This is a genomic window from Candidatus Nitrosopumilus koreensis AR1 (assembly GCF_000299365.1).
GTDB classification, from domain to species: domain Archaea; phylum Thermoproteota; class Nitrososphaeria; order Nitrososphaerales; family Nitrosopumilaceae; genus Nitrosopumilus; species Nitrosopumilus koreensis.
Genome location: NC_018655.1, coordinates 965,921 through 981,163 on the forward strand (window position 1 = coordinate 965,921; position 15,243 = coordinate 981,163).

Genomic DNA, 15,243 nt, shown 5'->3' on the forward strand with positions numbered 1-15,243 from the left:
TTAAATCAAAAAAGACACTATCAAACTTAGGGTAAAATGGATTTTCAAAAGATTTTTGATTGGAAGACATACATATTCACAGCAATAGCTGTTATTTCATTTTCAAATTTCATGGCAGTCCTATTTGGTCAAACCATACCAGGGGTAATTTTGGACTTTTTCAAAGTTGCAGGAGAATACGTGGTATTAGGAGCAGTCTTTGTGTTTGCACTTGCATGGCTTCTAAAGGCAAAACCTCACAACCGTCCAAAACAATATTCAGTGATTCCATTTGACGTATTTGGAAAGAAGAGCCAGATTGATGGGTTAAGAACAGAGTTCAAAACACATGATGTAGCATGGAGTTTTATGAAACAATACAAAAAATCATATCCATTATACAATTTTGCGCTCGTATCTGATCTTCCAAAGTCAGACAAGCCAACAATTTTCAGATACATCTAGATTCAATTTTTATTCAACATTACGTAAAGAATTAGAATGGAGTTTTCTGTGTTAGCTGATGCATTTAACAAGATGGAATCAACTAGAAAAAGATTAGAGCTAACTCAGTATCTGGTAGAATTATTTGAAAAGACACCACAAGATGTGATTTCAAAGATAGTTTATCTTCTTCAAGGAAAGTTAAGACCAGATTTTGAAGGGATTGAATTAGGGATTGCAGAAAAACTTGCGATACGAGCAATCTCAAAATCTTCAGGAATTCCTGTTAAAAAAATTGAAGATGAGTACAGGAAAAGCGGAGACTTGGGACATGCTGCAACCATAATACTAGAACAAAAAACGCAAACAACATTTCTTGTAGAAGACATTACAGTAGAACGAGTTTACGAAACATTATTCAAAATTGCAAAGTCAGAAGGAAACAGATCACAGGACATGAAGATGAAATACATTTCTAGTCTACTAAATGATGCAAGTCCGTTAGAAGCAAGTTTCATCCTAAAAATTTTGTTAGGAACACTCAGACTAGGTATTGCAGAAAATACAGTAATGGATGCATTGGCAATGGCGTTTTCAGGAAACAAAGAAAACAGAAAAGTCCTAGAACATGCATACAATGTTTCTAGCGACTTGGGAAAAGTCGCAGAGATTTTAGCAAAAGAAGGATTAGAAGAAGTTGAAAAACTCAAGATAATTTTGTTTAATCCAATCAGACCAATGCTTGCAGACAGAGTAAAGAGCGAACAAGAAGCAATTGAAAAAATGGGAGAATCATTTGCAGCAGAATACAAGTTAGATGGAGAAAGAGTTCAGTTACATGTTGAAGGGGACAAGGTTGTTTTGTTTTCAAGAAGTCTAGAAAACATTTCAAGTTACTATCCAGACATTATAGAAAAAATTCCAAAAACAATTCAGGCAGAGAACATAATACTAGAAGCAGAAGCAGTTGCAATCAATGAAAACACGGGAGAGTTTTTACCATTTCAGGAATTAATGCATAGAAGAAGAAAATACAAGATAGAAAAAGCAGTTACCCAATATCCAATCACAGTTAATCTGTTTGATATTTTGTATTGCAATGGAAAAAGCTGTTTAGAGTTAGCCTACAAAGAAAGAAGAGAAAAACTTGAAAAAGTTGTGAAAGAAGATGATTTTGTAAAACACATTCCAATGGCAATAGTAAAAAATGAAAATGACATTGAAGACTTTTTTGAAAACAGCATAAACGCTGGAAGTGAAGGCTTGATGCTAAAGATGCTGGATAAACCATACCAAGCAGGTTCTCGTGGAAGTCATTGGCTAAAACTCAAAAGAGAATATCAAAATGAACTGGGAGACAGTTTAGATCTTGTAGTAATAGGAGGTTTCTTTGGAAAAGGAAGAAGAACTGGGAGCTATGGAACTTTGTTGTTAGCAACATATGAGGAAGACGAGGATACATTCACAAGTATTTGTAAAGTTGGGACAGGATTTTCAGATGAAGATTTAGATCAATTGTATCAAATCCTAAATCCCAAAGTCACAATCAAGAAAAACCCACGCATTGATAGCGAGATGGAAGCTGATGTGTGGTTTGAGCCAGAATTAGTAATAGAAGTAGTTGCATCTGAAATTACACTCAGTCCAATCCACAAAGCAGCAAGAGACAAAGTCAGAAAAGGTGCAGGACTTGCGTTGAGATTCCCAAAGTTTACTGGAAAGATAAGAGTTGAAAAAATGGCAGAAGACGCATCTACAAATGAAGAAGTAATTACGTTATACCAAGGTCAGAAAAAAGTGGCACATGACAAAAGTCTCATGTAACCATGCTCAAAAAATATCAAAGATCATAGAGGATTTAAATTACCTCAGGAATTGGTAGTTTTTGTTATGTATAGTGGAGAGCTTGAAGTTCAAGCAAAAAGAAAGGCTATCGCAGTTTTACAAGACGAAATCAACAGAATTCTTAATGCATCTAGAGAATTAGCAACACTTCCTGAACTGATGATGAAAAAAGACAAGACAGGAATCAAAAACACACTAGAACAGATTTCAACAATTGAAGAAGAAGTAGAAAATCTAAGAAGAAAGATCACACGAGAAGTAGCAGATGTTGGAGGTTTGATCATGAACAGAGAAAATCTTCTAAACACAGCATACACAATGGATGAGATTGCAGGCTACATTACTGGAATATCATTCAAACTCTCAAACGTAAAACCAACTACACTAAAAAGTTCAAAATTAGACAAAGACTTGACAAAACTAATTGAATTAGTTGTAGACGAAGTCTACAAACTAAATGAAATCATCAGAAGTCTTAACACAAACACTGCAAATGCAATTGAATTAGCACAAGAAACACAGACAATTGAAAGAGAAATAGACATCAAATACAGACAAGCAACAATAAAACTTCTAACCGAAGTCACCAACACCAAAGAACTGATGTTAATGAAAGATGTGATTGAAGGAATTGAAGAGATGGCAGACAAATGCCAAAGAGTATCAGATTCTTTCATTTTGTTAGCATTGAGCCTATAGAAAAACCAAAATCTACATTTTTACTTTATTTTCCATTCGAATCTAATGAATTCATATACACTAATGTTGTTGGGAAATTATGAAAGGAGAGTTAATCGAAAACAGAGTGATTGTTTGGAATATTGAAGATTCACGCAAACTTTTCAGTAATGGATACTATGGAAAACCCATTGGAATTCCAAAACCAAAAATTGAAGAAATTGATGCACCTCTAGTTTTAGATTTAATTGAGTCATTGTATTTATTAGAAAACAAAAAAATTTCAATATCAAAATCAAAACACAAAGTTTCAGTTGAACAGATGATAGAAATTTGTAAAAAAGAACATCATGATTTTGATAAAAAATATCTAGTTTACAAAAACTTTAGAGACAAAGGTTACATCATCAATCCTGGAATAAAGTTTGGTTGTGATTTTGCAGTTTATGAGAAAGGGCCAGGAATAGATCATGCACCATTCTTAATCCAAGTGTATAATCGAAATGAACCAATAACATCAACAGGAATTGTACTTGCCGGAAGACTAGCAACAACAGTAAGAAAACAATTCATTTTAGCAATTCCCAAAGGTAAAGACAGTGTTGACTTTTTAGCTTTAGATTGGTGGAAAGCCTAGATTGATTTTATGTGACCTGCAATGCGGTCATAAATATCAAAAAGATCTTTTGTGATTCCAAAAGACAAATGATTATCCCATTTACTACGGATTCTTACTGCTTTTTCTGTTGGCTCTACATAGATTGTTGCATCTTTTACTGACTGTTTTGCAATCATCTCATTGAGTTCTGTATCAGCATTTAGTTTAGAGGCAAGACTTCCAGGTCCATCCCATTCTACTTTTTCAACGGTTTTTGCAGCAAAATGGCCACGTGTTTTTAATTTGGTTTTTGCAACAAAATTACCTACAGATGTTCCAACATCTTTTCTTACAATGAAGTGTGCTTGATATCTGTCTAGTGCGCCCCAAGGCATTGGATTTGGATCTTGCATTTTTACCCCTTTTGAATAATTTGAATTACGTCTATGTTGGAGTTCTTGACATCAAGACATCCTCTATTAGTTATCATTCTTGCTGTGTGAGCAAAATATCTACTGTAATAATCACCTTGTTCAACATCATCGGTTCCAATTTCTTTGGATTCAGAATCTACACCGATCTCTTTTAGCATACCACTAAATTTCTCAGGCCATGTTTGATAGACAAATGTATCTGGCTCTGTATCATGCATAAAAAATCATGAATCATACCCACAAATAAAGATTAGTTGTGTATTTGATACATTAGATCTAAATCGTAGTAATTGTTATTTCATCAAACAATTCTTCGGCTTTTTTGATAATTCTCTTGTCATCGGCATCAGGTTCTGCAGTAATTAAAACAAGATTCTCTCCAATAGGGACACTAATTATCAGTTGATTTTTTCTCCTTGAGGCAATATAGTCAATAGGGCCCAGAATGTCATCTAGTTCTTGCCTCATGTTAAAGTCAAGCTGCATCTGCATGTATAGCATCCTTAACCTCTCATCTGGAAGCAAGGGCGTTATTCCTTTCTTAAAACCTCCTGCAACTAGTCTTCCTAATTCGTTTATGACTCCAACATAACGCACCTTTTCTTCTTCAAATAATTCAGTACAGGCCTTATCCAATTTCTTAAGATCATCAGCTGAAAGTAGAGCCATAATTCATTTTTGTATGATATTTAATATGTATTTCAAAAACCTAGTTTTCATTTTTTGTCTATGCAGGAATTCATTTGTTCCAGAGTCAGAATTATGCCAGGATCAATCCAATTAAATATTACAAAAGATTTGAGACTTTATCATGCTAAAATTCCAAGATAAAGTTGCACTAGTTACAGGAAGTGGAACAGGTATTGGAAAAGCCATCGCAACAAAATTTGTAGAAAATGGTGCCAGTGTGATCATTCTCGGTCGAAGAAAAGAACCGTTACAAGAAGCTGCAGCAGAACTAGAGGGAAAAATCCCACAAGGAGTAAATGCAACAGTCAAAATTTTTGCAGGAGTAGATGTTGCCGATGAGACAGCAATGAATGAAATGTTTGATACCCTAAAAAACGAAGGAGTAAATGTAGATTACATAATTAACAATGCAGGAGTTTCAGGACCAGTAACGTGTTTTGCAAACGCACCACTAGAGGAATTCAAAAGTACAGTTGGAATCCACTTAACTGGAACGTTTTGGGGTTCTGTGCAAGCACTAAAAGTTATGAAAGAAGGAGGAAAGATAATCACAATTTCGACATTCTTTACTGAAGAAAGGCCTTTAGAGCAAAGACCTTACAGATTTAGAAGTCCATATACTGCATCACAAGGGGCAAAGAACAGACTGGCTGAGGCCATGTCATGGGAATTAACAGATAAAGGAATAATATCAATTGCAACAAACCCAGGACCAGTTCATTCAGATAGAATTTACAAGACAGTATATCCAAAAGCTGCAGCCGAGTTTATGAGAGTAAGTGGATTTGAAGATTTGAGTCCAGTTGAGGTTGAAGAGGCAAAAGATGATTTGCTAGAATGCATACAAGCAGAAGGAATAGACAAAGAGGGAGTTGCAAAGACAGCCGAAAAATTAGCAAACGGCAGAGATGTTGCAAAGTTAACGGAGACATTTACAAATCTATTAACCAAAATTCAAACTATAGCTGAAAAAGTTCAAAACAATACATCTCACATGATTGCAAACAGAGAATTTTTGTCACAATCACAAGTTGCAGAATCAGTTCTGAATTTGTGTGATGATGAAATCGCAAAGATTCTAAACGGCAAAGTCATTCCAGGAGACAGAGTATTTTATCCAGTAAAACCACACATTGGAACCACAACACCAGGAGTCCATCAACCAGATTTTAGTGGAAAAGCTGTAGTTTTCACTATTGATGGAACAGACAAAACAGATGCTGAGCGAGTAGAATTCTTGGCGGAACATGTTGAGAAAAATGGTGGTAAAGTTGCATGTTTCATTTCACAATCAACTCCTCAAGAAATTCAGGATTCTATCAGTGGAAAATTCCACTCACACGTTGTAGATATCAAAAACCCTGAAGAAGTAGAAAGATGGCTAAACACTGCCAAGACAAACATCGGAGACATACTAGCAGTAGTTCACGTTACAGGGAAACTACCAGAAGTTGGAAAACTAACAGAATTAACCAGACCAGGATGGGAGGAGTTGGTTGCAAAATTCATCTCAACTCCAGCAACAGTTGCCCAAAGAGCACTAGAACAGTTTGTGCCAGGTGGAGGAAAAGACCCACGACTCTTCAAAGATACAACAGGGGCCATCATGATAATTGGACCAGATTTGCCAATTGGACGTAAAGTAACAGGTACCCAAAGAGCACAAGTTGAAGTTTTCAGAGGAGCACTAAGACCATTTACAACTACAGTTAATCAAGAACTAAGTGATGTTCTAAAATCAAAAATCAGGATGTTTACTATTTTCCCAGGTTCTGTTACTGGTTCAGAGCCAGACAATCAAAAAATTGCAGATGCATTTAATTTCCTAGTATCTGAAAATGCTGCTTCATCATCTGAAGTAACTTTCTGTGTAGACGAATCAAGATAAGAATGAAGAAGTTTTCTGAATTCAGAGTAGGAGATTCATTTTATTCTACATGTAGTATTTCAGACAAAGAACTAGAAGAATATCTGAATTTTTCTAGAGTCAGAAACGCGTTCTTAGAAGACAAGCAAGGTGGAGAGCAAATAGTTTCAGGGCGAGCAATTTTATCAAGAATGGAAGGGGAATTTACAAGACTCAGTCAGATTTATGGAAATCACATTGTTTTTCTTGGAACAGATGGAGACCCAGATTGGGAAAATAGAAACACACGATTCCTCAAACCATTATACACCGATCAAGTGCTGAAATTAAAATTCACTATTTCACAAACAGAAGATATCGACGATGAGTTTGGAAAGATTGCAGTAGACTATGAGGGAACAAACAATGAAGGAGAAATCATTGTACTTTCAAAAAGAAACATCTACAGAATCAAAAAAGAGCCTCCACGATAAAATCTAACGCAGAATGTGTAGTTAGATAATAGCTAAGTTACTAATTTTTTAGCTGCTTTACAAGCTGATTCTATTAACACACAGAACATACATAGTTGTAGATGAGAATGTACAGAAAAGAGCCTGATTACTTGAAAGAGTTTAGCACTGCGGTAGATGAAAACCACACCATAGAACACCTAGAAGAATTCATGTCAGATATGGCAAGCGGTTTTCAAAGATGCGAGCACAAGTTTTCCCATAATGGTACCATTTCATGCATAAAATGTGGAAAAACTATGATGTAATACATGCTTTTAAATCATTTAGAAATACTAGAATAATTTCTTAGTAAATTACTTTAATGAAAAACAACAATTTGAATTCATGATGAAAAATTATACTTGTTCTAGTTGTTTAGAGAAATTTTCCATTATAGAATTAGAATCTCATTTAAAAAAATACCATTTTTGGAGCAATTAGAGAGCTTTCATGTGTTTATACAGTGCATAAATGATTAGCATAAATGCAGCAGACCAAAGAGAATTGATTGGATGGTTATGCGTAAAAGCCTCTATTGTTTCCAGATAATAATAGATAGAGTCAGCTACAGTCCACAAAAATATTCCTAGTGCTAATAACAACCAAGTTTCTTTGAGAACAGAGTGACGAAAAACGCTTACACCTATAACTGCAAAAGCAAGAGTTACAGATATTCCAATAACAAAGATATTACTATAAGCCAGATCAAATAAAAGCTCATCATAAACTCCCCAAGCTTCATACGCAACTACAGTAAAACTGCCAACTGCAACAATTGGAATGATGACAAGTGTGGCTTTCATAGCCGTACTCCATTGGGGTTTGAAGAATCTGGTGTTAAGTGAAAGATGCAAGATTGCAAAAACATAGTTTGCAGCAAAACCTGCATCAAATGGAGATGGCCAAGGATCAATGTCTAAAACAAACTGTTGATAGTAATACCCAAGGTCACCAATAAACCAAGCAAAGAATCCCAATCCCAAAAACAGATATGCTTTTCCAAGCATTTCAGAGCCATGATATTTTTTGGCAACTACGATTGAAAATGCACCAACTGTGGCAATGCCAGCCATGTAAAATCCATCTTTTATATCAAAATGAGTGCCCTCAAAAAAGTAAAAACCATAAAGAAGATCAACTATAGTAAGCCCTACAATTAACGCAATAATCTTGTAATTTATCCCGTGAGAAGTTTGCCCAATAGGGCTGCTGGCAGTTACTCCTTCATTACTCATTTGACGGGACTACATAAGGGATGAATAAATTAGTTTATGTCATCTATTAATTAATGATATTACTTTTATATGAAAAACTTATTCAACGTCAGCAAATTTGGACCAGAAATTTTTCCAACCATAAGAATAATCAACAGCAGCTCTTGTAGCCAAAGCTATTAACAACATTAAGAATATAGACAAATTTTGTGTCCACCCATCATCAACATACGCAGGAGACACATATGCATAATGTATTGAAAATATCCATGCAAACATACCTATTATAATATCAAAAACTATCCATTCCAAATAAACAGGAGCATCCCTAACTTCATCCCTCATATCATTCCAAGTAAAGATTGTTACCCATGCAGCATCAATGAAAACTAAAACCATCAAAAAACTAAGAAATGCATTAACATCACCTATACTTGCTGCTAAAAAGTAAACAACAATAGCTTGTAGTAAAATTACTAGAAAATTTACAAAGATTAATGGTTTATTTCCTAAAGTTAATTCCTCAGATGCATTTGCCGATAAAAAAATAACCCCTTGATGATAAAATAGTATACCAAGAGGAAAAAAACATAATAAAAGAATTATCATGTATTGATAATCTATAAAATTAGATTTTAGGAAATAATAGTCTGCATGATAGCAGTCATCAGCACCAAATTCCCCACAGTTTGCAGGTAATTGTAATGTATCAATAACAATATCCAAAGAATTTGTTAACGCAACTGAAATTATTAGTGCAAAAACTACTCCAAAGAATACAATAGCTTTACCAGCTTTTACACCTTCAGGAAATCCAAATGATTTCACTATGCCGTGAACTGCACGAATTGTTCTATTTTTGTTCCATGCAACTTCAGTAGGATCTGGTTGAGGTTCTTTTTTCAACCAACTTTTGAATATTTTGTTGTAGTTTTTATTTAATTTTTCAGAAATTGGTTCATCAGCTACTTCTATACCAGCATGCCTGTCTTTGTCCTTTTTACCATCCTCTTTCCATTTATAATAAATCGATCCCATTGCCCTCCAATCAGAAGTATCCCATTCATTACGATCAATAAGCTTACATTGAATATTGTTAATTTTTTCACGTATCTCTTCATTAGAGTCCACAGTACATTCAGGTACGATATCATCAAGATTCACATCAAAATCATTTTCGTCACTAGTCTTAGTACCAAACAATTTGTGCTCTATAGTTTCTATAGAATCAGTTACAATAGATTTCAACTTCATTGCATCAACGTTTTTTTCTTGTAGTTCATTTGTACCACTAGTCTTAGTACCAAACAATTTGTGCCCTATAGTTTCTATAGAATCAGTTACAATAGATTTCAACTTCATTGCATCAACGTTTTTTTCTTGTAGTTCATTTGTACCACCTGCATAGGGTACAGATAATTTGTTTTCGATAGTTTCTATAACACCTATTATTGTGGACTCTAAATCAATTCCACCAACATCTTTTTGTTGGGAGTCTTTTTTGACTCTAATTTTTTCAGTGGTGTGTAATTTTGCATCTGCCAGAAGCCATCTAGTTGTTGCTTTTTCCAGACCACGTCTAAAATTTATCATCACAGCATAATATGCAACATCATTCTGAATTTTTCGTAGCAATATTTTCTTTAATTCTTGAATTTTTTTTCCATCTTCAATGAAAATAGTCAATTCATTTAAAATTGCATCCAAGACTGTTTGATTATTTTCTAAATTCTTAATAGACAATAAATTATTTCTAGAACTAAGTTTTCGTATTCGAAGTTTGGTATTTGTTAGTTTGGATTCAGTATCTTTTAATTCCGAAGATTTTAGCTTTTCTGAATTTGTTTTTAAAGTGTCTAAATCTTCCCCCATTTTTATTTTTATTTTATAATTCTTATCATATTCATTTGATTTATCTTCACGTTCTTTAGTTATTTTTTTTATTTTTTCATCAATTATTGTTTTTATAGCATCCAAATAATTTTCAGGAGTACTAGTTTTTTTAAATTCATTTTTTAATTTTTCTAAGATAAACATTTTTTTCTTCAATACAACAATTTGATCATTGATTTCCTTCAATTCTTTGGTTTTTTTTATTAATTCAACTTTCTTTTCCCCTATATCATTATCAAGATCTTTGATGTTTTTAGGTTTTATTTTATCCAATTTTTTTTGTAATGTTATAAGATATTTTTCTTTAGCACTCAATTCATTTTGTATTTGTGTCTTAGTCATCTCCAATTCTTTTTTGATTTCAGAATTACTCATGTCAGGAACTAATTCAGGATTTGCAAAAAGTTCTAAACTACGATCCTTTTTTGGAATGAATTCACCTTCGTCATCTTTTTCAAAAACAATGCCTCCATCATTTTTATTTTCATAATTAATTTCATTCCATTCAGGCCATAATTTTTCAAATCCAATTTCATAAAACCGGTAGTCTATTTTTTCAGTAAATACATTATACCATTTTTCATTTTCATCAATAGGTTTCCAATCCAATAGGTCTTCTGTTTTTATCTCAAGTGCTTTTCCATCATTAGATTCTTTTTTAAATGTACGACGATAAAATTCCTTTAATTTAGAATAGTCATTCTTGTCATCAACAAATTGAAAAAATTTTAAATCAAATTCAAGTTTATCATTTGCTAATTTTTCCAACCACGGGGTATATGAGGTATAGCCTTTTCGTGATAAATAGACAGTTAAAATCAAAAGAGACATCGCTATACCAAATGCAATGTATATCCTATCTTGATATTCAAATGACTTTAGGTGTTTGTAAATACTTTCTTCTAACTCTATTCCTTCTAGTTCAGGATTTTTTTTTACAATTAGTTCTTTTGTGGTAACATATTCATGATTAGAAAATTCTAGCAAAATTTCATTTTTTGACGAAGCATGATTATCATCGATTGGAAATACAATAAAAGGTAAAAAATAAAAAATACTCCAAATAATAAGATAATTTCAATTTTTGTGAACTCAATATCCTCTATATAATTATCCACAAGAATGATGAAAACTAATATGATAAAACTTTATTCATATGTTACATTTTTCATACAAAAATAACTACTCAAGACAGTTTTGCCTCTTGAAATGGCACACTTTGTTCCCAGCACCATTCAAAATAGTCACAACACCATTCACGAAACTTTGGATCGGCACTATAAAACATCTGACTCAGATCAATGGTTCCCTCAAGATCAGAGAAAAATACGGCTGCCTCCTTATCAGTAACTAAAACAGCAATATCGACATCCTTTTTGATTTTCCTCTTCAAGTTTCCGCTCTGGATGTATTTTTGAAATCCTTTTTCTTCAAAGATTTTTTTCCGCTCTTCAGGAATTATGACATCGTCTGAAAAAATTGAATGGATTTCAATTTTATTTTTTAATTGCTTTGAAATGACTTCTACAACATCTCCAGAGTATGGAACTTCAGACAAAATATTGTAGATGTATTTTTTAGCGTTTTCATGAATTTGACGCCACTTTTCCAAAGTTTTCACATATCCTTTGATATTTTTTTTATTTGTTAATGCACCTAGTCTTTGAATAAATTTTGCATCGAGATTTCCCAATGTGTGCTTGCTAAAATATGATTTATTGTCAGAAAAGAAAGTGATAGAAGGAATTTGAACTAGTACTGCCTTACCATATGTAGTTAAGCTGTAATTTCCATCAGTGTCTTTTTCGATTAATCCAGATTTAGACAGTCGGGACACATTTCTATGAATTTCAGGTTTAGTTGCATCCAAAATCTCTGCAAGTTTAGAATTGTTGAGTTTATTTTTTGATAGTTTTTGCAAAATATCTAGTCGCTGTTCACTAGCTAATTCAAACAATTCAGAAGATATACTTTCAGAATCCCAACTCACAAAAAGCATGAAAAAAGATCAGACAAAAAGGTTACTATGACAATTAAGATTCAGGCCAATTGCCATTGCATTCTAAGCACATTCCACGCATTCCAGAATAACGTACTTCATCGACAATTATTGCTGGTTTATGACAAGCTAAACAAATAGTATAACACATTATTCGCATATTAGTAAAATAGGACTATTTTCATAAATATTTCAATTAACAAAAATGTTAATTGTTACAATAGTAGCTAATGAAAATTAATCTATATTACGCACAAAACCATCAAAAATTACAAAATTATACAAAAAAGTTCCCATAACATTAAAAATTATCTTCATAAAATAAGAAATGAATTGTATTGAGTAATGAGGCACCTGAAGATTTAATCTACGCAGCATTTTTTTTCACAGACATTGTAGGATTGTCAAATCCCATTATTTCAACAGAGACCCAAAAAATGAAAATTGAAAAATTAAATTCAATGATCTATGACTGTAAAACTTTTGCATTAACCAAAAAAAATGAATTATTTATTTTACCAACTGGAGATGGGATGCTACTTGCGTTCAAAGATGGATTAGAGCAACCCGTCTCTCTTGCAGTAGAACTGCATCAGAAACTCAGAAGATATAACGAACAAGCATATGATACTGAAAAGATCTTTATTAGAATTGGGTGCAATGTAGGCCATATTTTTATTGTAAAAGACATGTTTGGAAATGTCAATTTATGGGGGCCAGGTGCAGTTCTTGCAAGAAGAGTGATGGATCTGGGGGAATCTAACCACATTTTAATTCCTTCAAGCATGGTCAATGATCTCTTTGAATTATCAAATGACTATGAGAAAATGATTTTTCCCATTCAAAATTTTACAATAAAACACGGAGAAGATCTTTTAGTTTACTCTATACACGGTTCAGAATTTGGAAATAGTGAACCTCCAAAAAAAACTAATCAAATTACTAAAACACAATCAAATCATAGTTCCACATGTCAAAAGATTATTTTTAATATAAAAATAAAAGATTCAGAAAAAAACAATTTAGCATTTGAAAGGATTTATGATTTTGTAAATAATTCAACAGAACCGATATATGATATTCAAATTGAAATTATGTCACATACAAAACTAGACATTGGTGATTTAAACATAAGAGCGTTTGATGAAAACAAACAAGAATTAGAAATATCAAAAATTACATCTACTGATTTTTCCAAACAATTAACCATAAAACTAGCACGACCAGTCTTTAAAGGAAGTCAAGGACGCATAATCAGAGTAACATATGAAAAAAATGAACCAAGTAATTTCTTTGAACATAGATTTTTGATGGATACTGATAGTTTTGAATTAAATTTGATCACACCAAAAAATGTTTCAAACATACATCCAAAATTCTTTCTAATAGACAAAAACAATAAAAAAACTTGTCTAGAAGAAACACAAAAAACATCTAAAGGAATGTCATATGTTACTTCATGGCAAAAAAATGATAAAATATTTTTTGACGATATAATTAGAGTGGAATATTAGACGTACACTACAACCCCAAAATCATTCGAAATCCCTTGTTTTTAGACAATCTAGCAAAATCATGATCCACACGTAATTTTTCTTTGCAAACTAAATCATGTTTACATATATTTTCTAAAATTTCAAGACATTTGGATTCATTTTCCAAAAATAATTCACATTTTGCCTGAGCATAAAGTGTTTTGAAATCATCATTTTTAACGTCTAATGCATGTGCAAAACAATCATTAGATTCAACATATTTTTTCAGATGAAAAAAACACAATCCTTTGTTATACCAAAATTCATTATCCAGTTGTTTTTCATTAATAGCTAGATCGGCATATAACAGTGCTTTTTCAAACTTGTGAGCTTTTTTCAGTCGTTCTGCCTTTTTGTTACTTTGCAGATAGTTTTGATTTCTTTCTTCAGCTGCTTTGTTAAAACACTCTATTGCTTCAGCATGGTGAGTTAATTGCATTAAAAGAAGTCCCTTTAAGAAAAAAGTTTCATAGCTTTTTTTGTGTACAGACAAATCTTTGTCAAGACAGTTCACGGCATCCTCATACTCCCCCAATTCACAGCAATGCACAGCTCGAGAATACCAAAAATTTTCAGATTCTTCTTCTTGTTTAATTTGAGTTGCTTTATTTGTCAGTTTCAGCGCCTCCTCGAATTTTTTATCCTTTTTTAATTTCTCAGCTTTTTTTGCATAAAATGAGGATATGTCATTCATAATATCTCAATTATTTTATTCGTATTATGTTTTTTCAAATTTAGATTGTTAGTTGCACGAAACTCCATTTTTACCGATTTTTTAATTGAACCTTGTAAGCAGGGTAGGCAGACTTGAAGCCCACATTGTATCCACGGATTTGTTTGAAACTATATTTTTCTATTTTTTTTACAATCTCACGCAAATCTCCACCAATAACAAATTCATTATTTTGAGCAAGATGATTTATTTTTGTACACATGTTTACTGGAGGTCCTATCATATCAATTTCTACAGATTTGTTTGTATTCATGATTATAACACTGCCATAGTCCATACTTATCCTATAGTTTAAGGAAGGTAATTTTTTTAAAATTAATTCTCTAGAAATAATTTTTTGCGCCTTTGTCATTACCAAACCGCAATCAATAGATCTTCGCACATGTTCTAGATTATTTCCATTTTCAGACAGTGGGAAATAAAATAACAAACAATCGCCCACATTTTTAATTACTTTGCCATCAAACTTTCCCACAATTACTGCCATTGAATTCAAAAAAGTTTCATAGTATTTCATAAGATTATCTCTAGATAATGATGCAGAAATTCTCGTTGAATTTACCATATCCACACAGCCCACACAGTATGCACGAGATTTTGTGGCAAATGCAACCAAATAATCTGAAATTCCCATAGGATCAGAATCAGTTTCTCGTAATGGATACTTTAGAATAGAATAGGGAGGAGGTTCTAAATTTTGCACTACACCATCATTTGATAGTAATTCAGATAAATTTACACCTGCTTCCCATCTCATGATTATATTACGTAAAAAATTGTGTTATAGTTTGGTTAGCTCGTATGGTAATACTTTAGGAAAACAGCTACTTACATGATATA

General features: G+C 32.7%; 16 protein-coding genes. 8 read left to right on the top strand and 8 right to left on the bottom strand.

What is annotated here, in order from left to right; translation table 11 throughout:
* The first annotated feature begins 36 nt into the window (after positions 1–36).
* The 4 genes from NKOR_RS05750 (at position 37) to endA (ending at position 3,583) form a co-directional block, all read left to right on the top strand.
* Entirely contained in the window at positions 37–444 is a 408-nt protein-coding gene (locus tag NKOR_RS05750; RefSeq protein ID WP_014963423.1) for a hypothetical protein, read from the top strand.
* A 36-nt stretch (positions 445–480) separates the two neighbouring features.
* Positions 481–2,247 (top strand): ATP-dependent DNA ligase, encoded by a 1,767-nt coding sequence (locus NKOR_RS05755; RefSeq protein WP_014963424.1) that lies wholly within the window; start codon positions 481–483, stop codon positions 2,245–2,247.
* Between the two features lie 66 nt (positions 2,248–2,313).
* On the top strand, positions 2,314–2,967 hold the full coding sequence (locus tag NKOR_RS05760) for a DUF47 domain-containing protein (RefSeq protein ID WP_014963425.1): 654 nt from the start codon (positions 2,314–2,316) through the stop codon (positions 2,965–2,967).
* Positions 2,968–3,046: 79 nt separating this feature from the next.
* Positions 3,047–3,583: a tRNA-intron lyase gene (gene endA, locus NKOR_RS05765; RefSeq protein ID WP_014963426.1), complete on the top strand. Its 537-nt coding sequence runs from the start codon at positions 3,047–3,049 to the stop codon at positions 3,581–3,583.
* On the opposite strand, the gene NKOR_RS05770 is transcribed toward endA, so the two are convergent.
* The 3 genes from NKOR_RS05770 to NKOR_RS05780 are packed head-to-tail and all read right to left on the bottom strand — an operon-like array spanning position 3,580 to position 4,647.
* Positions 3,580–3,957 carry a hypothetical protein gene (locus NKOR_RS05770; protein ID WP_014963427.1) on the bottom strand — a complete coding sequence of 126 codons (378 nt, stop codon included), beginning with the start codon at positions 3,955–3,957 and terminating at the stop codon, positions 3,580–3,582. The genes endA and NKOR_RS05770 overlap by 4 nt on opposite strands.
* A 2-nt stretch (positions 3,958–3,959) precedes the next feature.
* Positions 3,960–4,196 carry a hypothetical protein gene (locus NKOR_RS05775; RefSeq protein ID WP_014963428.1) on the bottom strand — a complete coding sequence of 79 codons (237 nt, stop codon included), beginning with the start codon at positions 4,194–4,196 and terminating at the stop codon, positions 3,960–3,962.
* A 58-nt stretch (positions 4,197–4,254) separates the two neighbouring features.
* Positions 4,255–4,647: a DUF6659 family protein gene (locus tag NKOR_RS05780; RefSeq protein WP_014963429.1), complete on the bottom strand. Its 393-nt coding sequence runs from the start codon at positions 4,645–4,647 to the stop codon at positions 4,255–4,257.
* 142 nt (positions 4,648–4,789) lie between these two features.
* Here NKOR_RS05780 and NKOR_RS05785 point away from each other — a divergent pair, with 142 nt between their 5' ends.
* From NKOR_RS05785 to NKOR_RS05795, 3 genes are all read left to right on the top strand, one after another.
* On the top strand, positions 4,790–6,556 hold the full coding sequence (locus NKOR_RS05785) for an SDR family NAD(P)-dependent oxidoreductase (protein ID WP_014963430.1): 1,767 nt from the start codon (positions 4,790–4,792) through the stop codon (positions 6,554–6,556).
* Positions 6,557–6,558: 2 nt separating this feature from the next.
* On the top strand, positions 6,559–7,008 hold the full coding sequence (locus tag NKOR_RS05790; RefSeq protein WP_014963431.1) for a hotdog family protein: 450 nt from the start codon (positions 6,559–6,561) through the stop codon (positions 7,006–7,008).
* 107 nt (positions 7,009–7,115) lie between these two features.
* A complete protein-coding gene (locus NKOR_RS05795) occupies positions 7,116–7,295 on the top strand; it encodes a hypothetical protein (protein WP_232202928.1) in 180 nt (59 codons plus the stop codon).
* A 171-nt stretch (positions 7,296–7,466) separates the two neighbouring features.
* Here NKOR_RS05795 and NKOR_RS05800 read toward each other — a convergent pair whose 3' ends face one another.
* The 3 genes from NKOR_RS05800 to NKOR_RS05810 all read right to left on the bottom strand — a co-directional run bounded on the left by NKOR_RS05800 (position 7,467) and on the right by NKOR_RS05810 (position 12,135).
* Positions 7,467–8,264 (bottom strand): hypothetical protein, encoded by a 798-nt coding sequence (locus NKOR_RS05800; protein WP_014963433.1) that lies wholly within the window; start codon positions 8,262–8,264, stop codon positions 7,467–7,469.
* 78 nt (positions 8,265–8,342) lie between these two features.
* Positions 8,343–11,123, bottom strand: coding sequence for a hypothetical protein (locus NKOR_RS05805; protein ID WP_014963434.1), 2,781 nt, complete (start codon positions 11,121–11,123; stop codon positions 8,343–8,345).
* A 199-nt stretch (positions 11,124–11,322) separates the two neighbouring features.
* Positions 11,323–12,135, bottom strand: a complete 813-nt coding sequence (locus tag NKOR_RS05810; protein WP_014963435.1) for a helix-turn-helix transcriptional regulator — start codon at positions 12,133–12,135, stop codon at positions 11,323–11,325.
* 338 nt (positions 12,136–12,473) lie between these two features.
* On the opposite strand from NKOR_RS05810, the gene NKOR_RS05815 reads away from it, so the two are divergent.
* Positions 12,474–13,649: an adenylate/guanylate cyclase domain-containing protein gene (locus tag NKOR_RS05815; RefSeq protein ID WP_014963436.1), complete on the top strand. Its 1,176-nt coding sequence runs from the start codon at positions 12,474–12,476 to the stop codon at positions 13,647–13,649.
* A gap of 7 nt (positions 13,650–13,656) precedes the next feature.
* Here the strand turns inward: NKOR_RS05815 and NKOR_RS05820 are convergent, their stop codons facing one another.
* Both NKOR_RS05820 and NKOR_RS05825 read right to left on the bottom strand, forming a co-directional pair.
* The gene (locus NKOR_RS05820) at positions 13,657–14,364 is read right to left on the bottom strand and encodes a tetratricopeptide repeat protein (protein WP_014963437.1); all 708 of its coding nucleotides are present in this window, start codon (positions 14,362–14,364) and stop codon (positions 13,657–13,659) included.
* A gap of 70 nt (positions 14,365–14,434) precedes the next feature.
* A complete protein-coding gene (locus NKOR_RS05825) occupies positions 14,435–15,160 on the bottom strand; it encodes an adenylate/guanylate cyclase domain-containing protein (RefSeq protein WP_014963438.1) in 726 nt (241 codons plus the stop codon).
* Positions 15,161–15,243: the final 83 nt, after the last annotated feature.